Source organism: Ensifer sp. R-19, from assembly GCF_049905105.1.
GTDB lineage: Bacteria > Pseudomonadota > Alphaproteobacteria > Rhizobiales > Rhizobiaceae > Ensifer.
This window is the reverse complement of the sequence record NZ_CP184569.1, coordinates 3,186,202-3,209,524: the sequence shown is the minus strand read 5'-3', so window position 1 is coordinate 3,209,524 and position 23,323 is coordinate 3,186,202. Positions and strand designations below refer to the sequence as shown.

General features: G+C 63.2%; 21 protein-coding genes. 5 read left to right on the top strand and 16 right to left on the bottom strand.

All coding sequences use genetic code 11. From position 1 onward, the window contains the following. Nucleotides 1–119: 119 nt before the first annotated feature. Complete coding sequence (gene cobM, locus ACN9MO_RS15595) at nucleotides 120–881, top strand: precorrin-4 C(11)-methyltransferase (RefSeq protein ID WP_058326882.1); 762 nt, start codon at nucleotides 120–122, stop codon at nucleotides 879–881. Nucleotides 882–938: 57 nt separating this feature from the next. On the opposite strand, the gene mnhG is transcribed toward cobM, so the two are convergent. The 11 genes from mnhG to ACN9MO_RS15540 form a co-directional block, all read right to left on the bottom strand. Then, nucleotides 939–1,310, bottom strand: coding sequence for a monovalent cation/H(+) antiporter subunit G (mnhG, locus tag ACN9MO_RS15590; protein ID WP_058326881.1), 372 nt, complete (start codon nucleotides 1,308–1,310; stop codon nucleotides 939–941). Beyond that, nucleotides 1,307–1,588 carry a K+/H+ antiporter subunit F gene (locus ACN9MO_RS15585; RefSeq protein ID WP_057254530.1) on the bottom strand — a complete coding sequence of 94 codons (282 nt, stop codon included), beginning with the start codon at nucleotides 1,586–1,588 and terminating at the stop codon, nucleotides 1,307–1,309. The genes mnhG and ACN9MO_RS15585 overlap by 4 nt, the downstream gene beginning before the upstream one ends. Next, nucleotides 1,585–2,070 (bottom strand): Na+/H+ antiporter subunit E, encoded by a 486-nt coding sequence (locus ACN9MO_RS15580; RefSeq protein ID WP_057254531.1) that lies wholly within the window; start codon nucleotides 2,068–2,070, stop codon nucleotides 1,585–1,587. The genes ACN9MO_RS15585 and ACN9MO_RS15580 overlap by 4 nt, the downstream gene beginning before the upstream one ends. Before the next feature lie 3 nt (nucleotides 2,071–2,073). Further along, nucleotides 2,074–3,690, bottom strand: coding sequence for a monovalent cation/H+ antiporter subunit D (locus ACN9MO_RS15575; protein WP_112995948.1), 1,617 nt, complete (start codon nucleotides 3,688–3,690; stop codon nucleotides 2,074–2,076). Further along, entirely contained in the window at nucleotides 3,683–4,030 is a 348-nt protein-coding gene (locus ACN9MO_RS15570; RefSeq protein WP_057254533.1) for a Na+/H+ antiporter subunit C, read from the bottom strand. Before ACN9MO_RS15570 ends, ACN9MO_RS15575 begins: the two co-directional genes overlap by 8 nt. Continuing rightward, a complete protein-coding gene (locus ACN9MO_RS15565) occupies nucleotides 4,030–6,936 on the bottom strand; it encodes a monovalent cation/H+ antiporter subunit A (RefSeq protein WP_162728101.1) in 2,907 nt (968 codons plus the stop codon). Before ACN9MO_RS15565 ends, ACN9MO_RS15570 begins: the two co-directional genes overlap by 1 nt. Before the next feature lie 330 nt (nucleotides 6,937–7,266). Then, nucleotides 7,267–9,906: a bifunctional diguanylate cyclase/phosphodiesterase gene (locus ACN9MO_RS15560; protein ID WP_112995947.1), complete on the bottom strand. Its 2,640-nt coding sequence runs from the start codon at nucleotides 9,904–9,906 to the stop codon at nucleotides 7,267–7,269. A 135-nt stretch (nucleotides 9,907–10,041) separates the two neighbouring features. Further along, nucleotides 10,042–10,227, bottom strand: a complete 186-nt coding sequence (locus ACN9MO_RS15555) for a DUF3008 family protein (RefSeq protein ID WP_112995946.1) — start codon at nucleotides 10,225–10,227, stop codon at nucleotides 10,042–10,044. A gap of 83 nt (nucleotides 10,228–10,310) precedes the next feature. After that, nucleotides 10,311–11,930, bottom strand: coding sequence for a cisplatin damage response ATP-dependent DNA ligase (locus ACN9MO_RS15550; protein ID WP_112995945.1), 1,620 nt, complete (start codon nucleotides 11,928–11,930; stop codon nucleotides 10,311–10,313). 3 nt (nucleotides 11,931–11,933) lie between these two features. Next, nucleotides 11,934–12,944 (bottom strand): ligase-associated DNA damage response exonuclease, encoded by a 1,011-nt coding sequence (locus tag ACN9MO_RS15545; protein ID WP_112995983.1) that lies wholly within the window; start codon nucleotides 12,942–12,944, stop codon nucleotides 11,934–11,936. Between the two features lie 88 nt (nucleotides 12,945–13,032). Beyond that, a complete protein-coding gene (locus ACN9MO_RS15540; RefSeq protein WP_112995944.1) occupies nucleotides 13,033–13,986 on the bottom strand; it encodes a nucleoside hydrolase in 954 nt (317 codons plus the stop codon). A 262-nt stretch (nucleotides 13,987–14,248) separates the two neighbouring features. On the opposite strand from ACN9MO_RS15540, the gene ACN9MO_RS15535 reads away from it, so the two are divergent. Then, a complete protein-coding gene (locus ACN9MO_RS15535) occupies nucleotides 14,249–14,908 on the top strand; it encodes a hypothetical protein (RefSeq protein WP_112995981.1) in 660 nt (219 codons plus the stop codon). 97 nt (nucleotides 14,909–15,005) lie between these two features. Here ACN9MO_RS15535 and lysS read toward each other — a convergent pair whose 3' ends face one another. Continuing rightward, nucleotides 15,006–16,502 carry a lysine--tRNA ligase gene (gene lysS / locus ACN9MO_RS15530; protein ID WP_110880641.1) on the bottom strand — a complete coding sequence of 499 codons (1,497 nt, stop codon included), beginning with the start codon at nucleotides 16,500–16,502 and terminating at the stop codon, nucleotides 15,006–15,008. A 10-nt stretch (nucleotides 16,503–16,512) separates the two neighbouring features. Then, on the bottom strand, nucleotides 16,513–17,970 hold the full coding sequence (gene gltX, locus ACN9MO_RS15525; protein WP_065375436.1) for a glutamate--tRNA ligase: 1,458 nt from the start codon (nucleotides 17,968–17,970) through the stop codon (nucleotides 16,513–16,515). Between the two features lie 259 nt (nucleotides 17,971–18,229). Between gltX and ACN9MO_RS15520 the strand changes: the two genes are divergently transcribed. Further along, on the top strand, nucleotides 18,230–18,577 hold the full coding sequence (locus ACN9MO_RS15520) for an ArsR/SmtB family transcription factor (RefSeq protein ID WP_057254541.1): 348 nt from the start codon (nucleotides 18,230–18,232) through the stop codon (nucleotides 18,575–18,577). 224 nt (nucleotides 18,578–18,801) lie between these two features. Then, the gene (locus ACN9MO_RS15515) at nucleotides 18,802–19,182 is read left to right on the top strand and encodes a VOC family protein (RefSeq protein WP_112995943.1); all 381 of its coding nucleotides are present in this window, start codon (nucleotides 18,802–18,804) and stop codon (nucleotides 19,180–19,182) included. Nucleotides 19,183–19,420: 238 nt separating this feature from the next. Here the strand turns inward: ACN9MO_RS15515 and ACN9MO_RS15510 are convergent, their stop codons facing one another. The 3 genes from ACN9MO_RS15510 to ACN9MO_RS15500 all read right to left on the bottom strand — a co-directional run bounded on the left by ACN9MO_RS15510 (nucleotide 19,421) and on the right by ACN9MO_RS15500 (nucleotide 21,902). Next, entirely contained in the window at nucleotides 19,421–20,170 is a 750-nt protein-coding gene (locus tag ACN9MO_RS15510; RefSeq protein WP_110880638.1) for a TerC family protein, read from the bottom strand. A 112-nt stretch (nucleotides 20,171–20,282) separates the two neighbouring features. Then, nucleotides 20,283–21,122 (bottom strand): AraC family transcriptional regulator, encoded by an 840-nt coding sequence (locus ACN9MO_RS15505; RefSeq protein WP_058325329.1) that lies wholly within the window; start codon nucleotides 21,120–21,122, stop codon nucleotides 20,283–20,285. 111 nt (nucleotides 21,123–21,233) lie between these two features. After that, on the bottom strand, nucleotides 21,234–21,902 hold the full coding sequence (locus ACN9MO_RS15500; protein WP_373419944.1) for a TetR/AcrR family transcriptional regulator: 669 nt from the start codon (nucleotides 21,900–21,902) through the stop codon (nucleotides 21,234–21,236). Nucleotides 21,903–22,089: 187 nt separating this feature from the next. Between ACN9MO_RS15500 and ACN9MO_RS15495 the strand changes: the two genes are divergently transcribed. Further along, nucleotides 22,090–23,298 carry an HlyD family secretion protein gene (locus ACN9MO_RS15495; protein ID WP_112995942.1) on the top strand — a complete coding sequence of 403 codons (1,209 nt, stop codon included), beginning with the start codon at nucleotides 22,090–22,092 and terminating at the stop codon, nucleotides 23,296–23,298. Nucleotides 23,299–23,323: the final 25 nt, after the last annotated feature.

Here is a 23,323-nt window from a genome sequence, read left to right as displayed (position 1 = left end):
AATACCAGCAGTGCGAAGCGGTTTTGCGTCCGGAAATGCGGAAGAAAAGTGAGCAAAACCAGCAGGAGCGTGAAGCGGTTTTGCGTCCGCAACTGCGTGAAACAAAGAGAGAGCTAGATATGACGGTACATTTCATCGGCGCCGGCCCGGGGGCTGCGGATCTGATCACGGTGCGCGGCCGCGACCTGATCGGACGTTGCCCGGTCTGCCTCTATGCCGGCTCGATCGTTTCGCCGGACCTCCTGCAGTATTGCCCGCCGGGTGCGCGCATCGTCGATACCGCGCCGATGTCGCTGGACGAAATCGAGGCGGAATACTTGAAGGCGGCTGCCGACGGTCTCGACGTGGCGCGGCTTCATTCTGGCGACCTCTCGGTCTGGAGTGCGGTGGCCGAGCAGATCCGCCGGCTGGAGAAGCACGGCATCGCCTACACGATGACGCCGGGCGTGCCATCTTTTGCGGCGGCGGCCGCAGCGCTTGGGCGCGAATTGACCATTCCGGCGGTGGCTCAAAGCTTGGTGCTGACCCGCGTCTCCGGTCGCGCCTCGCCGATGCCGAACAGTGAGACGCTCGCCGCCTTCGGCGCCACCGGCGCGACGCTGGCGATCCATCTCGCCATCCACGCGCTCCAGCAGGTGGTCGAGGAACTGACGCCGCTTTATGGCGCCGATTGCCCTGTTGCCATCGTCGTTAAAGCCTCCTGGCCGGACGAGCGGGTGGTGCGTGGCACGCTCGGGGACATCGCCGCCAAGGTGGCGGAAGAGCCGATCGAGCGCACCGCGCTGATCTTCGTCGGCCCGGGGCTCGAAGCCTCCGATTTCCGCGAGAGTTCGCTCTACGATCCCGCCTATCAGCGACGGTTCAGGGGCCGCGGCGAATAGGCCGGGTCGCTTCAGGTCCCTGTCGCCGGCTTTCCCTGTCGTTGCGCAGGCTGAAACCTACTCTGCCGGTTCTTCGCGCGGCGGACGCTGCTTGAGCGGCACGCCGTGTTTTTCTTCCACGCGGTCGCGATAGAGTGCGGCCTGCCCGAGCAGCATCAGCGTCATCGGTGTGGTGACGAGAACGAAGACGATGATCAGGATTTCGTGGAACACCCAGCGGCTCTGCAGCACGGCGAAGCAGATGATCGAGGCTGTGCAGATCAGCAGCACGCCGCCGCTGGTTGCCAGCGTCGGCGCATGCAGCCGCTCGTAAAAGCTGGTAAACCGCAGCAGGCCGACCGAGCCGATCAGCGCTATGGCAGCGCCCAGAACCGTGAGCCCGCAGACCAGAATGGCCGCCCAGACGGGAAGGTCGGTGACATGGCTCATTCGATAATCTCCCCGCGCATCAGGAACTTGCCGAAGGCGATCGACGAAACGAAACCGATCAGTGCGACGATCAACGCCGATTCGAAATAGATCGAGTTTGCCGTGCGGATGCCGAAGGTGAGCAGCATCAGCATGGCGTTGATGTAGAGCGTGTCGAGGCCGAGGATGCGATCCTGCGCGCGTGGTCCCCTGACCATGCGGTAGAAGGCGAACGCCATCGCCAGGCCGAGCATGATCTGGGCAATCAGGATCGACCAGATGATCGTGAGTTCCATCATCCGAATATCTCCTTCAAGGCGGCCTCGTAGCGCTTGACCGTATCGATCCAAACGCGCTCGTTCTCCATGTCGAGCACATGGAAGAGCAGGGATTTGCGCAGGCGATCGTATTCGAGCCAGGCCGTTCCCGGCGTCGCCGTCATGACGCAGGCGAGCAGCGCCAGGGCATTTTCGTCATCGAGATCGATATCGACGGTCAGGAAGCCGGAATTCGGCGGTCTGCGTCGGCCCCTTAGAATGACGGCAGCGACGGCCAGGTTGGATCGGATGATGTCGAGCGCAATGGTAAAGCCGAAACGCAGCATCAGCAGGACCCGCCGCGGGTGCGAACGGGCGAGGCCGAGCTTGAGCGTCACCCAGCCGAGACCGGTGGCAAGCACGGAACCCATGAGGATCGTGCCGGGGGCGACCGACTGATTGAGCAGCAGCCAGATGGCGAGCAAACCGGCCGAAAGAAGCGGGTAGGGAAACCAGGTGCGCATCGGCTATTGCCCTTCCGCCCGAGGTGCGGTGAGTACGCGTTCTGCATAGCCTGCCGGGTTCAGAAGCGAGTCCGCCGTCGCCTGCATGTAGCGCATCGTCGGGCCGGCCTGCACGCTGAGGTATATGCAGGTGGCGAGCAACACGACGACGGGTGTGATCTCGATGACGACCACCCGCGGCACGGTGTTTTCAATCGACGCCCAGAAGGTGCGGATGCCGACGCGGTTCATGGCGATCATCGCCGCGAGACCGGAGACGATCAAGAGGGTGACATAGGTCCAGTCGGCTGCGGAAATCGCCGGAGCGGCTTCGGCTCCCGACAGGCCGAAAAGACCGCCGAGGATCGCGAATTTGGCGACGAAGCCGGAAAGCGGCGGCAGGCCGGCAAGCAGCAGGGCGCAAAGGCAGAAGCAGAGGCCGAGGATCGCCATGGTGCCGGGGATCGCGGCGCCGACCACTTCTTCCTCCTCGTCCTCGTCGGCATCGCCGTAGGCTTCCATCGTCACCGCCAGAACGTCGGCGCCGGCGTCGCGGCCACGCTCGACCAGTTCGATCAAGAGGAAGAAGGCGGAGATCGTCAGTGTCGAACTGACGAGATAGAACAGCGCGCCGGCAATCATGCTCGGATGGCCGAGGCCGATTGCCGCGAGCAGGGTGCCGGAAGAAACCAGCACCGAATAGGCGGCCAGACGGCCCATGGCCTGGGAGGCCAGCACGCCGATCGCGCCGAAGGCGATTGTCAGCAGGCCACCCAGAAGCAGGATCGGTTGGCCGAAGCCCGCCGAGGCGCCGGCGCTGGCGCCGAAGACCAACAGCGAAAGCCTGAGGATGACATAAATGCCGACCTTGGTCAGGATCGCGAAGACGGCGGCGACCGGCGGTGTCGCGGCCGAATAGGCTGTCGGCAGCCAGAAGCTCAACGGCCACATGCCGGCCTTCACCAGGAAGGCGACACCGAGCACGCCCGCTCCGACCTCAACCATCTGGCGGTCATCCGGCGAGAGCGTCGCCAGTTTCATCGAGAGATCGGCCATGTTGAGCGTGCCGGTCGCGCCATAGATCAGGCTGACGCCGATCAGGAAGAGCGATGAGGCAGCGAGGTTGATAGCAACGTAATGCAGGCCCGCCTTGACGCGGAGCGGCCCGGAGCCGTGCAGCAGCAGGCCGTAGGATGCCGCCAGCATCATCTCGAAGAAGACGAAGAGGTTGAAGAGGTCGCCGGTCAGGAACGAGCCGTTGAGACCGGCGATCAGCAGCTGGACCAGCGAATGGAAGTGGTGGCCGGCCGTGTGCCAGCGCGCGATCGAATAGGCCTGGGCGGCAAGCGCCAGTCCGCTCGTCAGGCACAGCATCAGCGCCGACAGGCGGTCGAGCACCAGCACGATCCCGAAGGGCGCCGGCCAGTTGCCGAGTTGATAGACGCCGCTGCCGGCGGGGGCGCCGTCTATCGAGGCGATGCGCATCAGCACCATCGAGAGGATGAAAAGCGCGAGCGTCGAGACGAAGCCCATCACGCCCTTCACCATACGGTTGCGCTCGTCGATCGGGATCATCGCGGCACCGACCATCAGCGGCAGCAGGATCGGCAGAATCAGCAGGTGGTGCACCCAGTTAGTCATGGCGCTGCTCCCGGCCGTCGACGTGGTCGGTGCCCGTGAAGCCGCGCGAGGCGAGCAGCACGACGAGGAAGAGCGCGGTCATCGCGAAGCCGATGACGATCGCGGTCAGCACGAGCGCCTGCGGCACCGGATCGGTATAGCGGCTGAGGTCGCCGACGCCGCCGGGTTCCAGCACCGGCGGCGCGTTCACGCGAAGGCGCCCCATGCCGAAGATGAAGAGGTTGACCGCATAGGAAAGCAGCGAGAGGCCGATGATCACCTGATAGGTCCGCGGACGCAGCAGCAGGTAGACGCCCGATGCGGTCAGCACACCGATCGCGACAGAGAGGATGATCTCCATTAGCGGGCCTCCTTTCCGGTCCGCGTGGCGCGGGCATGGGCACGCGGCGCACGGATCGACTGGTGGGCAAGGGCGATGAGGATCAGTACCGTTGCGCCGAGCACCAGCGAGAAGACGCCGAGATCGAAGAACAGCGCGCTGGCGAGCGGGAACTTCCCGACGATCGGCAGCGTGACGTATTGCGCATGCGAGGTGAGGAACGGATAACCGAAGAGCCAGGAGCCGATGCCGGTGGTCGCGGCGACCAGCAGACCGATGCTCATCCAGCGCAGCGGATGGATGCGCAGCCGTTCCTCGACCCAGCGGGTGCCGCCGGACATGTATTGCAGGATAAAGCCGATGGACATGGCGATGCCGGCCGCAAAGCCACCGCCCGGCAGGTCATGGCCGCGCAGGAACAGATAGGCGGCGAGCATGCCGATGACCGGGAACATCCAGCGCATGATCACAGAAGGCACGAACAGATACTCGGCGACGCTGTCGCCCTTGTTGCGATCCGGGTGGTCGTCGTCGAAGGCGTTCTGGACGCGCTGCTGTTCCGGTGCCTCCAGGCTGTCGGCCTGCGGGCGGAAGCGCAGGAGCAGAGCGAAGACCGTGAGCGCCACGATCGCCAGAACGGCGATTTCGCCGAGCGTGTCGAAGCCGCGGAAGTCGACGAGGATGACGTTGACGACGTTGGTGCCGCCGCCCTCCTTGTAGGCGCGCTCAAGGAAGTAGCTGGCGATCGTCTCGGGCATGGGCCGGGTCATCATCGTATAGGCGATGAGCGCCACGCCGCCGCCGGCGGCGATCGCCAGCAGGAAGTCGCGCAGACGGCGGAAGCGGACCCGCAATGACAGCAGCTCCGATTCCTGCGTATCCTCGATACGCTTCGGCAGCCAGCGAAGACCGAGCAGGATGAGGACCGTCGTGACGATCTCGACGAGCAGCTGAGTCACGGCAAGGTCCGGCGCCGAAAGCCAGACGAAGGTCAGGCAGGTGGTGAGACCGGCGCCGCCAAGCAGCACGAGTGCGGCGAGCCGGTGGAATTTTGCCAGCAGCGCCGCGCCGATCGCGCAGGCGATGCCGACCGCCCAAAGCAGCGCGAAGGCCGGATCGATGCTGCGAACGAGAAGCGGCGGCAGCTCGTATTTGCTTAGAAGCAGCGGCAGCGCACCGGCGGCGACGGCGATGAAGACGAGGAAGCGCATCTGCGGCTGCAGCCGCCGGGTGCCGAGCCGTTGTTCGAGCGAACGTGCCCATTTCCAGGAGAGCGTCACGAGCACGCGCTCGAAGATGCGCTGGCCGTGCAGCAGGCGGAAGATCGGCGGCCCCTCGATGCTGGTCGCAAGATAATTGCGCATCAGGAAATAGAGGCCGACGCCGCCCGCCAGCGCCACGAAGCTCATGATTAGCGGCAGGTTCCAGCCATGCCAGACGGAGAGGCTGTAGTATGGCGTGCTGGCGCCCAGGATCGATACGACCGCCGTGTGCAGGAACGGACCGATGGTGATCGCCGGAATGATGCCGACGACCAGGCAGGCGAGCACCAGGAATTCGATCGGCACGCGCATCCAGCGCGGCGGCTCGTGCGGCACCTTTGGCAGATCCTCCGGCGTCTTGCCGAAGAAGACGCTATGGATGAAACGCAGCGAATAGGTGACCGCGAACATGCCGGCGAGCGTCGCGATATAGGGCGTCATCGTGTCGAGGATGTTGGCCTGGTGTGTCTCGATCGCCTCGGCGAAGAACATTTCCTTCGAGATGAAACCGTTCAGAAGCGGAACACCAGCCATGGCAGCGCTCGCGACCATGGCGAGCACCGCCGTTCCCGGCATGTAGCGGATCAGCCCGCCGAGCTTGCGCATGTCGCGCGTTCCGGTCTCGTGGTCGATGATGCCAGCCGCCATGAACAGCGACGCCTTGAAGGTGGCGTGGTTGACGATGTGGAAGACCGCGGCGACCGCTGCAAGCGGGCTGCCGAGGCTCAACAGCACCGTGATCAGGCCGAGATGGCTGATGGTGGAATAGGCCAGCAGGCCTTTGAGGTCCTGCTGGAAGATGGCGAAATAGGCGCCGAGCAGCAGGGTGGAGAGCCCGGCAAGGCCGACGATCCAGAACCAGGCCTCGGTACCGGCCATCACCGGCCACAGACGCACGAGCAGGAAGACGCCTGCCTTCACCATGGTTGCGGAGTGCAGGTAGGCGGAGACCGGGGTCGGTGCCGACATCGCGTGCGGCAGCCAGAAGTGGAACGGGAACTGCGCGCTTTTCGTCAATGCGCCGAGCAGGACCAGGATCAGGACAGGCATATAGAGCGGCGAGTTGCGGATCAGATCGCCCGACGCCAGCACGACGTCGAGGTCGTAGCTGCCGACGATGCGGCCCATCAGCAGGAGGCCGACGAGCATGCAGAGGCCGCCCGTGCCGGTCACGGTCAACGCCATGCGGGCGCCGTCGCGGGCATGGGCATTGTGGTGCCAGTAGCCGATCAGGAGGAACGAAACGATGCTCGTCAGTTCCCAGAAGACCGCAAGCAGGATGAGATTGCCTGAAAGCACGACGCCGAGCATCGAGCCCATGAAGGCAAGAAACAGCGCCAGGAAGCGCGGCACCGGGTCTTCCGCGGCCATGTAGTAGCGGGCGTAAAGCACGACGAGCACGCCGATCGCCGTCACCAGCACCGTAAAGAGCCAGGCGAAGCCGTCCATCCGGAGCGTGAAATTGAGGCCGAGTTCAGGGAGCCAAGCGATGTCGTAGCGCAGCACGCCGCCCGAGGTGACGAAGGGATAGAGGCTGGCGGCGACGAGGAAACACAGGAGCGCGATCGTTCCTGCGAACCAGGCTGTCGCACCGCGTTGATCGGGCGGAAAGAAGATTGCAAGGAGGCTTCCCGCAAATGGGGCGAGAATGAAGACAGAAAGCAATTTTCCCGCGTATTCGATCGTACCGTTCCCTTCGTTCGGGTTTCATGGAGAGCGGGCACCAGAGCGCCGTGCTTTCAAAAGAATGCACAGGGGACGCACCAGGATGTTGAATCTAGAGCATCTTTTCCGCTTCAGTGGGTTGCCCTTGAAGCGGGACGCCCTAGAGGCCCGAAAGGGCGGTCGCATCAGCGACTGCCGCAGGTGATGCCGCCGATCCCAAGATCGTGGAGGCAGGCAATTGTTTTTATGGCGATTCGCGGCAAAGCTGCCAAGCCTTACCGGTGCGAAAAATGCACGCACCGTGTTTTTTGCAGCAGGCCGGCGTGCTTCTCAGGCCGCAAGCCAGCGGCGCTCGAAGGCGAAGGTCGCGAGGTCGTTGGCGTTCATCGGCCGCGCGAAGGCATAACCCTGCAGCCCGTGGCAGCCGAGTTCCTTCAGGATATGGGCGTGTTCCAGCGTCTCGACGCCTTCGGCGATTACTTCGATGCCGAGCGACGTGCCGATATCGATGATCGATTCGACGAGGCGCTTTTCGGCGGGCGAGTCGAGGATCGGCAGGACGAGCTGGCGGTCGATCTTCAGCCGCCGCGGGGTCAGCTTCAGAAGGCTCAGGATCGAGGCATAGCCGGTGCCGAAATCGTCGATCTCGATGTCGATGCCGAGTTCCTTGATTCGGCGGATGTTGGAAAGCACGGTCACGTCGCTCTCGTCAAAGGAGATCGATTCCAGGAGTTCGAAGGACAGGCGGCCCGCCGGAATTTGCAATTGTTCGAGGCGATCGATCAGGTTTTCGTCGTGAAGACGTGCATAGGACAGATTGACCGAGACCTTGGGAATATGGATGCCGCCCGCCTCCCAGCGGTAGATCTGGAATAGCGCCTGTTCCAGGATTGCCTGGTCGATCGACGCGACCACGTTAATGTCTTCCGCCGTCTTCAGGAAGGTATGCGGGCCGAGCAGTCCCTTGGACGGGTGATCCCAGCGCGCCAGTGCCTCGACACCTGTTATGTCGAGGGATCGCGGGCAGAACTGCGGCTGGAAATGGGCGATGAACTCGTTGTGCTCCAGCCCGCGAAGGATCTCGTCGGCCGTCTGCTTGGTCTTGAAAACGGCCGTCTTCAGCTCACCGGTAAAGGTCTCGTGCCGGTTGCGGCCGCGGCGCTTGGCTTCGTAGAGCGCAATATCGGCATTGACCAGCACGTGCGACAGATCATCCGTTGCCTTGGCCTGAGCAGCAATGCCGATGCTGACGCCGATGCGGCACTCCTGGTCCTTGTAGCGGACGGGCACGCTCATCGCCTCGATGATGCGGGATGCGAGTGCGGCGTCCGGTTCCATCCCGCCATCCTGGCGAACGATGACGAACTCATCGCCGCCGATGCGAGCGACGAAGTCCCTGGCATCCGCATTGCCCCGGAGCAGCTCGGCGGCATGGCGCAGGATCTCGTCGCCGGCGGCGTGGCCGAGCGTATCGTTGATCTGCTTGAACCGGTCGAGGTCCATGTGGAATATGCTGAGCCGGGCCTCCGGTGCGAAATGCCTGTTGCGCTCGGCCAGGACCTGATCGAGGAACCGGCGGTTCGGCAGGCCGGTCAGCGGATCGTGCAGCGCATTGAATTCCATGCGATGGCGCGCCGCCTCGAGCTCGACGCTGTGTGCCTCGGCCATGCGCTTGGCTTCGAACAGGGTTTCGCGGGTCTCGAAGTCGGCGGTGACGTCCCAGTTAACCCCGACGACCTTCCGCATGCCATCGGCGCCGATATAGGCGGAGCCGATCGCGCGAATGTGACGCAAACTGCCGTCTGGGAGGCAGATGCGGAAGTCCGAGTTGTAGGCGTCGCCCGTCTCGAGCGCTTCTACGAACTCGGCCTCGGCGCGCTGGAGATCGTCGGAATAAAGGGCGCTCCTCCAGTCCTCATAGGTCTCGCGGGTAGAGCCGGCGCGACCGTAGAGTTCGCGCATCCGGTCGTCCCAAAGCAGCTTGCCGCTCGCAATATCCAGCTCCCAAATGCCGATCTGCGACGAGTCCAGCGCGATCTTGAGGCGATGGGAGAGTTCCTGCAGCTGCGCCTTGCTGTGCCTCAGCGCGCGGATGTTCATCTGCCGCTCGCTCATCAGGCGACCGGTCAGCACCATCGGCAGGATGATCATCAGGCCGCCGAGAACGATCAATCCGCGGATGAACCAGGCATTGCCGGCCGTCGTCGGCCAGCCGCCCCTGGGAACGGCTGCAATGCGCCAGGAGCCGCCGGGCAACAGCACGGTCATCCCGACCGGCGAATGCTTGAAGATCGCGGGGTCGCCAAAGAAGACCTGCCCGTCCGCGCCGGTGCCGTCGCGCCCGGCTATTGCGATATCTATGCCGGGCTGTTCGGAAAGGAGGCCGCTGTCACGATAGAGGCGGTCGATGTCGATGATGGCGGAGACGATGCCCCAGAAGCGATTGCTGCCGCCGCCGGCGTCGATCATTACCGGGAAGCGGCCGATCAGCCCACGTCCGCCCTGGACGAGATCCACCGGGCCGGCAAGCACCATCTGCCTGGTGTCCTTGACACGCATGACGGCAGCGCGCTGCAACTCGTTCTTGCGGTAATCGAGCCCCAGCGCCTTCTCATTTCCTTTGAGCGGGTAGACGAGCGAGACGACGAGGTTCGGCGCGGCAGCGATGCTGCGCAGTTGCGAGCGTTCGGTAAAGATGCTGCGCGAAAGGGCGGCGAAGCGCTTCTGATCCATGCCCGGCTCGGTGACGAGCGTGCCGATCAAGCCGCGCACGAGCTGGATATTGCCGTTGACGTTGGCTTCGAGCTTGGAGCGGATGGGATTGAGCTCTTCGGCTACCCGTGCGCGCAACCGCGCCTCGGCTACCACCTGGTTCTGATTGTCCGCCAGGATGCCGGCCACCAGGACCACGAAAGCCGCGATGACCGCCGGAAGGTAGCTTGGCGTTAAAACCCTGGAGAGCCTCTTCATTCCGAGGTTGAAAGCATGTCTGGCAGGCACAAATCACCCCGGCGGCACGCGAATGGCTGTGTATCGACCCGGATAATCCCAAAAGGGTCTTAATAATTCTTGTTTTAGCCAGCTCTTTTATTCGAGGTTTCGCACTCAACCGCCCTTGCGCTCGGGTAGCTTCTTGCGCTTGGTCTCGGCGAGTTCCTTGAGCTCGCCTTCCGTCATGGATTTTTCCATCTCGCGGGACGCGCCCTTGAGGCTGGACTTCTTGGTCTCTCCGCGTTTCGCGACCAGGGCCGCACCGGCTGCCTTCTGCTGAGCCTTCGATTTGGCTGGCATGGAACACCGCCTTTCGGTTGATAGCCCCTCCCAACGCTCAGCTGTCGCCGGTGTTCCGAGATTTTCGGATGAATAGCGCGATGCTACGCGCCTTCCCGGGCCTCGATCATGGCTTGCAGCGTCTCCAGGCGATCGGCATCGCGTGGCAGCTTGTCCTGTCTCAGGCGGGCAATGCGGGGGAAGCGCATGGCCACGCCGGATTTGTGCCGGGTCGAGCGGTTGATGCCTTCGAAGGCCACCTCGACGACGAAACCGAAATCGGGTTCGGCCCTGACGGCACGGACGGGCCCGAAACGGTCGGTCGTGTTGTCCCTGACGAACCGGTCGAGAAGCTCCAGCTCGGCGTCGGTGAAGCCGAAATAGGCCTTGCCGACCGGTACGAGCGTTTCCTTCCCGTCGATGACAGTCCAGACGCCGAAGGTGTAATCGGAATAGTAGCTCGAGCGCTTGCCGTGGCCGCGCTGTGCATACATCAGCACCGCATCGATATTGAAGGGCGCACGCTTCCACTTGAACCAGGGACCTTTGACACGGCCGGGCGTATAGGGCGAATCGAGCCGTTTCAACATGATGCCTTCGATGACTGGATCGGGCGGGTCGGCGCGCAGCCGGTCGAGCTCGTCCCAGGAGGAGAACGGCACCAGCGGCGAGAGGTCGAAGTGTTGTGGCGCAGCACTTTCCACAAGATCGGCAAGCATTGCCCGTCGTGTGACGAAGCCTTGCGGGCGAACGTCCTCCTCGCCTGAAAAGAGAATGTCATAGGCGCGGATGAAGGCCGGGTAGGCCTCGATGAGCTTGTGGCTGACAGTCTTGCGGTTCAGGCGCTGTTGCAGGTCGGCGAAGCTTCGGGTTGCGCGATTGGTGCGCGCCGTGCCGCCGACGAGCAGTTCGCCGTCGATGACGCCGGTGAAGTCCGCGGCCTCCAGCACATCGGGAAAGGCGCCGGAAATTTCGTCGCCGCTGCGGGAGTAAAGACGTTTGACGCCGCCGATATTGGCAAGCTGTACGCGGATCCCATCCCACTTCCATTCGGCCGCGAAATCCCTGGGGTCGAGCGCGTCGAGATCGCCCTCAGCGACGGGATTGGCGAGCATGACCGAGTGGAAGACCGCCGGCGTCGAAAGCTCGGGCTTATCCGCCTCGCCCAAGAGCCAGCGGAAGAGCGGCAGATAGGGCGGCGACAGGCCGTGCCAGAGCGTTTCAATCTCGGCGACATCCTTGCCGCCCATGTCGGCAAGCGCCTGCTTGGCGAGCTTCGCCGATACACCGATGCGCAGACCTCCGGTCACCAGTTTGAGGAAGGCGAAGCGCGCCGAGGTGTCCAGGTGGTCGAGCATGTCGCGCACGACGCTGCGCACGTCGGCGCGCCCGGTCATCTGCAGGCGCTCGATGGCGGCACCCAGCGGGATGTCCGATTGAACCGTACCAACCGGGGGTTCCCAGACGAGCGACACCGTTTCGGCGAGGTCGCCGACATAGTCGTAGGAGTACTGGAAGAGCACCGCGTCCATGCGTTCGAGGAGCAGGTCCCGGATCATCGCCGGCTTGACCGTGTTCAGCGACAGCGTACCGGCGATCGCCGCGAGCGCGTAGCCGCGGCTCGGATCCGGCGCGGTCCGGAAGTAATCGGCAAGCAGGCGGATCTTGGCGTTGCGCTGCGGGCTCAGAACGAGACGGTCGAGCAGCTCGGCAAAGGCGTGCATCCGTCACTCTCCCTCGTCGTCGTAGCCGACGAGATGCAGCGGGCGGGCGGCGATGCCTTGCAGCTCGCACCAGCGCACCAGTGCTTCTTCGCGGCCGTGCGTGACCCAGACTTCGCCGGGAGCGATCTCGGTGATCGTCTGCGTGAGCTCGGCCCAATCGCAATGGTCGGAGATGACGAGCGGCAGTTCGACGCCGCGCTGTTTCGCTCTTTGGCGGATCAGCATCCAGCCGGAGGCGAAGATGGCGATCGGGTCGGCAAAGCGCCGCGACCAGCGGTCGGCGAAGGCGGCGGGCGGACCGATCACGATGGTCCCTCTGAAATCCTGCTTTTCGTCGGCGGAAAGTGTTGCCGGACGGAGTTCGCCGAGATCGATGCCCTGGCTCTGGTAGTAGTCGCACAGCCGTTGCAGGGCGCCGTGAATGAAAATCGGCTGGTGATAGCCCTGTTCGCGCAGGAGCGCGAGGACGCGCTGAGCCTTGCCGAGCGCATAGGCGCCGACCACGTGGGTCCGTTCGGGAAACTGGGTAAGCGAGGTGAGCAGCTTGCGCGTCTCGGCCCGGTCGTCCGGGTGGTGGAAGACCGGCAGACCGAAGGTGGCCTCGGTGATGAACACGTCGCAGGCAACCGGTTCGAAACCCGTGCAGGTCGGATCCCGCCGCCGTTTGTAGTCGCCGGAGACGACGATGCGGATACCGTTGGCACGCACCGAGATCTGCGCCGAGCCGAGCACGTGGCCGGCGGGATGGAAGCCCACCTCGACACCGTTCAGCGTCAGCCTTTCCCCGAGTTCGACCGCCTGGCTCGTGCCGCAGAAGCCGTCGCCGTAGCGAATGCGCATGATGTCGAGGGTCTCGCGGGTGGCGAGCACCTGGCCGTGGCCGGCGCGGGCATGGTCGGAATGGCCATGGGTAATGAGCGCCCTTTCGACCGGCTGCACCGGGTCGATGTAGAAATCGCCAATCTGGCAGTAGAGACCCTTGGGGGCGGGATAGAGCAGGGCGTCCGGTTTCATGGACATAAAGATAGCCGGCGAACGCGCGTCCGCCAGCCATCTTGTTCAAGTTTTTCAAGGCACAACATCGGTCGCGCCTCGATCGGGTTCAGCCGTTCAAGACAAGCGTGTCGCTGATCAGCTTCAGCGTGCGGGCCGCATCGATGTCGATGCAGGCCTTCTGGCTTGGCAGATTGTCCCACGGGCTCGGCGGGAAGAGCCTGTTGTCGGGGCTCTGGATCGTCTGGCCGTCGGCAATGCCGCCGCAGACGACACGGATCGATCCGCTTCTGACGGTGAAGAGATCGGGCGCCACGACATAGGCGCAGGCGCAGCTGTCATGCACGACCATGCCATCGGGAACATGCTGCTCGTAGAAGGTGACGTAGAACTTCGAGATGTCAGCAAGCAGCTTGCCGGCCTCGCCGCCGCGCTCGGCTATGTCGGCGATCATCGCCTTGGTCATCACGGTCTGGGTGGTGACGTCGAGGCCGACGACGGTGACCGGCCACGCGGCCGTCATCACCACGTCAGCGGCTTCCGGGTCGCCGTGGATATTGGCTTCGGCAGCGGGTGTGATGTTGCCGTTGACGTCGAAGGCGCCGCCCATGATGACGACTTCGCGCACGAGTGCGGCAAAATCCGGATCCTCGCGCAGCGCCAGCGCCAGATTGGTCATGCGGCCGACGGCGATCAGCGTCACTTCGCCCGGATGGGCGCGGACCGTATCGATGATGAAGCGGTGCGCCGGGCGCGGGTCGATCGGCAGATCGACAGTCTCCGGGACATCGATGTTGCCGAGGCCGTCGTCGCCGTGGATGAAGGTCGGCCAGCCGACATGCGGACGGTCGGGGTTGAAGGTCTTGTCGAGGCCCTTGGCAACCGGTGCATCGATGCCCCATTGCTGCTTCAGGAACAGCGCATTGCGGGTGGTGGTTTCGACCGAGGCATTGCCGAAGACAGTGGTGATGCCGATCAGGTCGATGGCCGGATGACGATGCAGGAAAAGCAGCGCCATCGCATCGTCGATGCCCGGGTCCGTATCAAAGATGACTTTGTGCATTGCATTCTTCTTTTCTTGTTCTTGTGTTTGACGGCCCGCAATGGAGGCAAGATGGCTGTGAAAGTCAATCTCCCTCGCGGGCGCCTGGGCCGAGACTGAGCGCCTTCCTGGCCGGTTTCCGGGGGGAACATCGCTGCACCGGCAGGCATGGCAGTCTCCTTCGCAGCAGCTTAAACTTTCCGAAAGGGTGGCGCGCCTAATGTTGAGGCGCGCCCTTTCGGGCTTTTCTGCAATTCCTGGATATGACGGCGGAGTCACCCTCGTGAAGGCTATCCTCGGCAAGTTTCGGCCATCGAAGAGACTGCTCGTCATCCTCGTGGCCGCCTTCGGCGTTTCGGCCGCATCCGGCGGGGCCGCCGTCTATGTCAGCCGGGACGCACTGATGGCGGGGCTTTCCAAGCCGAATACCTCGGGTCTCGAATGCACGATGCTGCGGACCCTCAAGCTCAGTCATAACGGCCAGCGCTGGATCCGCATGCACGTCAAGACCGATCGCGCCGATGGCGAAACGCGCATGCGCACGGCCCTGCGTGTGGTCGGCGCGCTGGCGAAGGCTGAAAGTGCCGATCTCTATCAGGTCGTCGTGCTCGACGCGGCCGGCCCGGAGGATCGGGCGCAGGTTCGCGGAGCCGCAATCGGGGCGGAAGTGCTTTTCGCTCCCGGCCCGCAGAGCGTGCCTGGAATGAGCGAAACGTTCCGCGCTTCCTATAATGCCGGCACGGCGAATTCTGCCGGCGTCTTTCATGGCAAGACGGTCGATCTGTCGATGGATGATATCCGCACGATGATGGCAGCGATGGACGACCACTCGTCGTGCATCGATCCGTCCGCGGATCCGGCCGAAGCCAAGACCGCCGACGCGGGCGGTGCCGAACACGAGGCCAAGCCGGAGGAGACGGCCGAGGCGCCGGCCGGTCACTGAGACCACGCTGCGTCCGAGACGTCGGATCATCATCAGAAAATAAAAAGGCCCGACGCGGGTGCGGCGGGCCTTCGTGTTCATGGCAATGCGACCTTGATCAATCAGCCTTCTGGCGGCGTGCCGGGAAGAGGATGACGTCGCGGATCGACGGCGCATTGGTCAGAAGCATGATCAGGCGGTCGACGCCGATGCCGAGGCCACCGGCCGGCGGCATGCCCTGGTCGATGGCATCGAGGAACTCGTCGTCGAGCTGCTTGGCCTTTTCGCCGCGAGCATGCGCCTGTTCGAGCTGCTCGACCATGCGGGCGCGCTGCTCTTCCGGGTCGTTGAGTTCCGAGAAGGCGTTGCCGAGTTCCCAGGCGTTGCAATAGGTCTCGAAACGTTCGACGAGGCGCGGCTCGCCCGGCACTTCCTTGGCAAACGGCGAGATGTCCTTCGGGAAATGCGTGACGTGGGCCGGCTGGATCAGCGTTCCTTCAACCTTTTCTTCGAAGATGAAGGCGAGGCACTCGCCCCAGGTCCAGTCCTTCTCGACTTCGAAGCCGGCAGCCTTGGCAGCAGTGCGGGCTTCTTCGTCGGTCTTCATCGCTAGGAAGTCGATGCCTGTCGCTTCCTTGACGGCGTCCGGCATCGGCACGCGGCGGAACGGACCCTTGAAGGAGATTTCCTTGTCGCCATAGGCAAATTCGGTCGAGCCGTGGATCGCCATCGCCAGCTCGGCGAACAGCCGCTCGACGAGGTCCATGATGTCCTCGTAGTCGGCATAGGCCCAGTAGCACTCCATCATGGTGAATTCCGGATTGTGCCGGGTGGAGACGCCTTCGTTGCGGAAGTTGCGGTTGATCTCGAAGACCTTGTCGGTGAGGCCCGAAACCAGCGTGCGCTTGAGGTACAGTTCCGGCGCGATGCGCAGGAACATGTCGAGCTTCAGCGTGTTGTGATGCGTCTTGAACGGCTCGGCGGTGGCGCCGCCGTAGACCGAATGCAGCATCGGCGTTTCGACTTCCATGAAGCCGTCGTTTTCCATGAAGCGGCGGATGCCGGAAACGATGCGGCTGCGTTGCTGGAAGCGCAGCTTCGATTCCTCGTTGGTCATGATGTCGAGGTGACGCTTGCGGTAGCGAATTTCGATGTCGGAGAGGCCGTGCCACTTCTCGGGCATCGGCAGCAGCGACTTCGTCAGCATGGTGATCGCCTGGGCGTTGATCGTCAGCTCGCCGCGCTTGGTACGGCGCACGACGCCGGTGACGCCGATGATGTCGCCGATGTCGATCATCGGCAGCAGGCCACGGGCCTCTTCGCTCGTCACGTCCTTGTGGCTGAAGATCTGGATCTTGCCGGAGGCGTCATGGATGTCCATGAACATGCCCGAGTTGCGCGAGGAATAGACGCGGCCGGCAACGGTGACGACGTCCTGCGTCTCGGTGTCCGGTTCCAGGCCTTCGTATTTCGCGGTGAGTTCGGCATTGCTCATCGTCCGGTGGAAATGCGCCGGATAGACGTCGCCGATCTGTTCGCGCAGCAGCTTCAGCTTCTGTGCGCGGACTTCAGTTGCGTCGGAGGAGAGGCCAGTGGTCTCGGTCTTGTCGTTCATCGTGCTCTCCTTACTTTCCGCTGCCGACCATGGAGGCGACCACCTGGGCGGCAACCTTCAGGCGCTGGCGTACCACGGCGCGGCCCAGGATTTCCATGCTGTCGAACAGCGGCAACGAGCGCTGAGAGCCGGAAACCGCCACAAAGAGCGGCGCCACGATGACCTTCAGCTTCTTGCCCATGCGCTCGGCGACCGCACGCAGTTCCGCTTCGATCGACTCCTTGTTCCATTCGAGGATCTTTTCGAGATCCGGCTGAACGGTGTTGAGGACCTCGAGCAGTTCTTCGGGCGTCGACTTGACGCCGGCGAAGGCGGCCGGCTGCAAGCCGAGATCGGACTTGAACAGGAAGCTTGCGAGATCCGGCAGTTCGCCGAGCTTCGAGATGCGCGACTGGCTGAGCTTCAGGCCCTGCTTCAGGCGGTCGTTTTCCATCGCCCAGGCAAGCACACGGGCAGCGAACTCGTCTTCCGAGAGCTTCTCGCGGATCCAGCGCGCGTTCAGCCAGTCGAGCTTCTGGATGTCGAAGATCGCGCCGGCCTTGGACAGGTTTTCCGGATCGAACTTTGCCGCGAGCTCATCGATCGTCAGCAGTTCCTCACCTTCGGCGATCTGGATGAAGAACAGGCCGAGGAAGTTCATCAGCGCTTCCGGCAGATAGCCGAGGGCTGTGTAGTAGGAGATCGACGTCGGGTTCTTGCGCTTCGACAGCTTCGACTTGTCGGCATTGCGCATCAGCGACAGGTGCATGAACTTCGGCGGCTCGAGGCCGAGATACTGGTAGATCAGGATGTGCTTCGGCACGGAAGCCAGCCACTCCTCGCCGCGGGCGACGTGGGTGATCTTCATCAGATGGTCGTCGACGACGTTTGCCATGTGGTAGGTCGGCATGCCGTCGGCCTTCAAGAGCACCTGCATGTCAACGGCATCCCACGGGATTTCGACATCGCCATAGACGCCGTCGTTAAACTTGCACGAGCCCTCGGTCGGGATCTTCATGCGCACGACATGCGGCTCGCCGGCGGCAACGCGCGACGTCACTTCTTCGGCCGTAAGGTTGAGGCAAAGGCCGTCATACTTCGACGGCTTGCCGGCGGCGCGCTGGCTCTCGCGCATCTGCTCGAGCCGCTCGGGCGTGCAGAAGCAGCGGAAGCCGTGACCGTTCTCGACGATCTTCTCGACGTAAGGGCGATACATGTCCTTGCGGTCGCTCTGGCGATAGGGGCCATAGGGACCACCGACATCAGGACCTTCAGACCATTCGAGCCCGCACCATTTCAGCGCGTCCAGCACCTTCTGTTCGAACTCCGGCGTCGAGCGGGTCGCATCGGTGTCTTCGATGCGCAGGATGAACTCGCCGCCGTGCTTCTTCGCAAAGAGGTAGTTGAACAGAGCGATATAGGCCGTGCCGACATGCGGCTCGCCGGTGGGGGAGGGTGCGATGCGTACCCGGACTGCTGAATTTGCCATGGTCTTTTTGCCCGTCTGACGTGCTTTTCGCCCCTTGCCGGAAAAGAAATCCGACCGCCGGGGCGCGCATTTTATGGGAAGGAAAGGCCCGCAAGGGTGCCGCAACAGCGGTATCGGCAGGCTATTCCAGTCGGCTCGCGTGAGACCATAGAACACCGATCATGTCAACGGAAAGTGGACCACGTCGGTTTTTGTTGACACTGCCGGCCCTGGACGATAATGAACCGAAAGGTTATTTAACTGAAAGGTTTTTTAGAAAATGCCGGAAGATCGCTTGTCGACGACGCTCTCCGCCCTGGCCGACCCAACGCGAAGGGCGATCCTTGCCCGTCTCGCCCTCGGAGAGGCCTCGGTCGGCGAACTGGCGGAGCCCTTCGCAATGAGCCTGCCGGCAGTGTCCAAGCATCTCAAGGTTCTCGAGCGCGCCGGGCTGATCAGCCGCGGCCGCGAAGCGCAATGGCGCCCGTGCCGGCTCGAGGCCGCGCCGCTGAAGGACGTCAACAGCTGGCTCGACAGTTACCGCCGCTTCTGGGAGCAGAAGTTCGATCGTCTCGACACCTATTTGCAGGAACTCCAGCACATCGATCCGGACGCCGGAAAGAACTGATCGTCATTCCATCTTCCGTGTCCGGCCGTTCTGCTGTAAGCAGGACGCGTCGAAAAAGGCAGGACCGGATATGGTAAGCCCGGTCCCTTCGGTTTTCTAACGAAGCTCTGCTCGAACGTCCCGTTCGAACCCACGACGTGGTTCCGATGCAATCGCATCGGTCCGCGGCGGGGTATGCATATCGACGCAGTCCGCCGCGTTTCTCGAACACGGAGACTGTGAACATGCGACTGAATCATATCGACCTCTATAGCCCCGTCGTTGCCGAAACGGCTTCCTTCCTCATCGACCATTTCGGCCTGACGCTGGTCGAAAAGCGCGGCAAGGACGCGTTCTATCGCTTGACGGATAGTTTCGGCCTCGTGCTCGTCGTCAGCCCGCCGATCACGGCGCTTGGCGGCGGCGACCAGGTGAACCTCGGTGCCCAGACCTACCACATCGGCTTCCTGCTGCCGGCGCGGGCCGAGGTCGACGACGCCTACCGGCGGGTGCGTGGATCCGGCGTCGAGGTGATCGCACCGGAGGACCGGCACGGCGCCTACGTCTTCTATGTGGTCATTCCCGGCAACATTCTGGTCGAAGTCGGTCATCGCGCAGACGTCTGAACCGGACCGGAGGTCAGCGGAACGTTTCCTCGGGAGAGGCGTTGTCCAACCAGAAGGCGTGGAGCCGGGCTACCGGCATGGCTCAGCGAAAGAGGAGGAGCGTTCCTGCTTTTCGCTGAAGGCTCGCGGTTGACGGCCGGTCGGTTCGGCTTCGCGCCTTCGTGAACTCCCGCAAACAAGAAGGCCCGCATCGGCGATGCGGGCCTTTTCGTGATGAGGCCGTCGTGGGGGCAGCTCGTCAGTTGAGTTTGCCAGCCTTCCGGAGCCGCGCATTGCGCGCGACCATGTTGAGGATTTCGACAAGGGCCGAGAAAGCCATGGCGGCGTAGATGTAACCCTTCGGCACATGCAGGCCCATGCCTTCGGCAATCAGCGTCGTGCCGATCATCAAGAGGAAGGCGAGCGCCAGCATGACGATCGTCGGGTTCTTCTCGATGAAGTTGGCGAGCGGATTGGCGGCGACGAGCATAACGGTCACGGCGGCAATCACGGCGATGACCATGATCGGCAGGTGCGGCGTCATGCCAACGGCGGTGATGATGCTGTCGACGGAGAAGACAAGGTCGAGCAACAGGATCTGAGCGATCGCAGCGCCGAAGCTGTTGATCGCCGAAGACGCGATGAAGTCCTCGCCATGATCGGCCGGATCGACATTGTGGTGGATTTCCTTGGTCGCCTTCCAGACGAGGAACAGGCCACCGGCAATCAGGATCATGTCCTTCCAGGAGAAGCCGTGGCCGAAGGCCTCGAACACCGGCGTCGTCAGCTTGACGATCCAGGCAACGGTGCCGAGCAGGGCAAGGCGCATGACGAGGGCGAGGCCGATGCCGATGCGGCGGGCCCTTTCGCGATGCTCCAGTGGTAGCTTGTTGGTGAGGATCGAGATGAAGATCAGGTTGTCGATGCCGAGAACCACCTCCATGACCACAAGCGTGACGAGGGCGACCCAGGCGGCGGGGTCTTGGGCAAGCAACAGGATATCCTGCATCGGCGATCTTCCTTTGTGGGTGGCGCGTCGTCGCGCAAGAATCGCCGAAAGTATTTAAGAAACATCGCGAAGGTGACAAGCGCCGCCGCTATTTGCGGCGGCGCTTTACCGTTTACGATCTGATCGGAATCCACAGTTCGACGACGCCCATGCCCGAATGTGGGTCGAAGCGCTCGTCGTAGCGTTCGATGAGATCAGGCGTTTCGCCGTGCTGAAGTCCGGACTCGGGCAACCAGGTGCCGAAGACATGGTCCGCGGTCTTGGCGATCGCGGAGATGTGGCCGCGGTGCAGGAAGACGGCATAACGCTGCTTCGGCAGCTTCAGCGTCGAAAAGCCCTCCGGCAGGTCGTCGGTTTCGCTGACTTCTGCGGCTGCCATGTAGCGGAAGGTTCCGGCCTCGCCATTGCTTTGGGTGCAGACGCCGTAGGCGATGTCGCCCTTCTGGCCGGCTATGTTGCCGAAGTGGCGGTTGAACCGCTGCCAGAGCGAAGGGATGCCCTCGGTGCGGCTGTAGGCATAGGTTTCCGCTAGGCCCGCCAGAAGCAGGGGCGGGCTGTCTTCGAAGCGCGGCGGGTCGATCTTGAGAAGGCGGGTATCGTCCATTCTTAAAGGCTCCATCAGTTCGATGTTTCGAACGTGCCTTTGCTTGCGCACCGTCTCGGGCGTCACGCCGAACTGGTCGCGAAAGGCGCGGGTGAAAGCCTCGTGCGAGTTGTAGCCCGCTTCGAGGGCTACCGAAAGAATGCTGAGGGAACCATCGGCCAGGGCGTAAGCGGCATCGCTGAGGCGCCGGCCGCGAATATAGGCGCTGATCGAACGGCCCGTGACCAGCCCGAAAACGCGCGAGAGATGGAAGCGCGAGAGGCCAGCGGCCCCGGCGATCTCATCCAGCGATATGTCCCTTGCGAAATGGCTCTCGATGAACCAGACCGCGCGTCCGATGGCACTCATCATCACTCCTTTGGCAGCGCCCTGGTGATAGGGTCTTGCCGGAAGGCGCGCTTGATCGCAATTGCTGGATTGTAACGCCGGAGGGGTCGGAAGAGTTCGGCGCCAGCCGTCCTATTTCTTCGGTCCGTAGGCGGACATGAAGACGCGGACGGCGGCGGTCACCGTCGCCTCGATCTGTTCCTTCGGCGGTGCGGTGCACATGCCGCCGAACAGGCGGTGCTTGAAGAGCCCGGCCTGCGCCATTTCGATGAACTGGCGGGCGGCCATCTCGGTGTTGTCGATATCCAGAGTACCGGCAGGAACCTGCCGGTCGAGATAGGCCTTGAGCACGGTATAACCGTTTTCCGGCGCCTCGCTGAAGAAGCGCTCGGCCAGATGCGGCATGCGATCGATCACGCCGATCACCATGCGCATGGAGCGGATCGTTTCTTCGGCCGTCATGCTGGTCGTCAGCGTCACGCCGAAATCGTAGAGCGATTCCTCGACGTCGTCGTGATCGTTGAGCGCGTGCTTGGCGGTCTGGACCACCCGGGTCTTGCCCTTGATGATCAGAGCCTTGAACAGGTCTTCCTTGTTCTCGAAATAGACGTAGAGCGTACCCTTGGAGACGCCGGCCTCGCGGGTGATGTCGTTCATGCTGGCAGCGTCGAAACCCTGGCTCAGAAAGGCGCGCCGGGCACCTTCGAGGATCTGCTCGCGCTTGGCGGGGTCCTCGCCGGCGGCGTGGCGGCCGCCCATCGAAAAGAGATCTTCGTCCTGGCCGACATTCGGCTGGATCATGTCCTGGGTTCCGGTCTTCACCGTGCTCATGGTGGTCGCTTGTTTCCGTCCTGCTTGCATTAAATTTCAGTCATCGAACCGCGTGGTTCGATTTCCTCTTGATATGCGACCAGAAAGGGCCTATGTCAAGCTCGATCGAACCGAACGGTTCAGTTCGTTCAGCAATCTTTAACCAGGCCGGTGCCCAATGTCCGCATCCAACACATCCAGCGCTGCTCGCGTCCGCCCCGTCGACGAGAATTTTGAAGTGCAGCAGGAAACCGCGCTTGAGGCAAAGGCGCCTGCTGCGGAGCAGGCCGCTGTCCAGGCTCCTGCAGAAGCGGCGCAGCCGCCGAAGAAGGCGCGCAAGCCCATCGTTCCCGTGCTCGGTCTGGCGCTTCTCGTCGCCGGCGCGTGGTTCGGCTACGACTGGTGGACCAATGGCCGCTTCATGGTCTCCACGGATGACGCCTATATCGAAGGCGACATTGCGACGATCTCGCCCAAGGTTTCCGGATACGTCGCCAAGGTCGATGCCGTCGCCAACCAGAAGGTGAAGGCCGGCGATCCTCTCGTTACCCTCGACGATGGCGATTATCGTATCGCTGCCGAGCAGGCCGAAGCAAAGATTGCCACCCAGAAACTTGCACTCAGCCGTTTCGATGCGCAGATTGCCGGTGCCAAGGCGAGCCTGGCCCAGACCGAAGCGCAGAAGAAGGCTCTCGAAGCGACGGTGCGCGGCGCCGAGCTTGCGCAGAAGCGCGCAAGCGACCTCCAGTCCAAGGCCGTTGGCACCGTCGCTTCGCTTGACAACGCCGATGTGGCGCTCGACCAGGCGCGGGCGAACCTCTCCGGCGCCGATGCCAATATCGCGGCTGCCAATGCGAGCATCACGGTTCTCGAAGCCCAGCGCACCGAAGCCGAAAGCGAGATCCGCTCTCTCGAGCTTGTGCGCGACAAGGCCAATCGCGACCTCGGCTTCACCGTCTTGAAGGCGCCCTATGACGGCATCGTCGGCAACGTGGCGGTTCAGGTTGGCGACCTCGTTTCCGCCGGCCAGCGGCTCGCTGCCCTCGTTCCGGTCGACCAGCTCTACATCGACGCCAATTTCAAGGAGACCCAGATCGCGCATCTGGTGCCGGGCTCCAAGGTCAAGGTCCATGTCGATGCCTATGAGGATCACGCGATCGAAGGCACCGTTGCCTCGATTTCGCCAGCCTCCGGTTCGGTCTTCTCGTTGCTGCCGGCCGAAAACGCCACCGGCAACTTCACCAAGGTGATCCAGCGCGTGCCGGTGCGCATCACGCTCCCGGCCGACGTGCTGGCCGAAGGACACCTGCGTGCCGGCCTGAGTGTCGTCGTCGACGTCGACACGCGCACGGCGCCGGATCAGACCAAGGTCGCCGCCACCAAGTAATCAGGCCCAAACGCCGGCGCGCCTT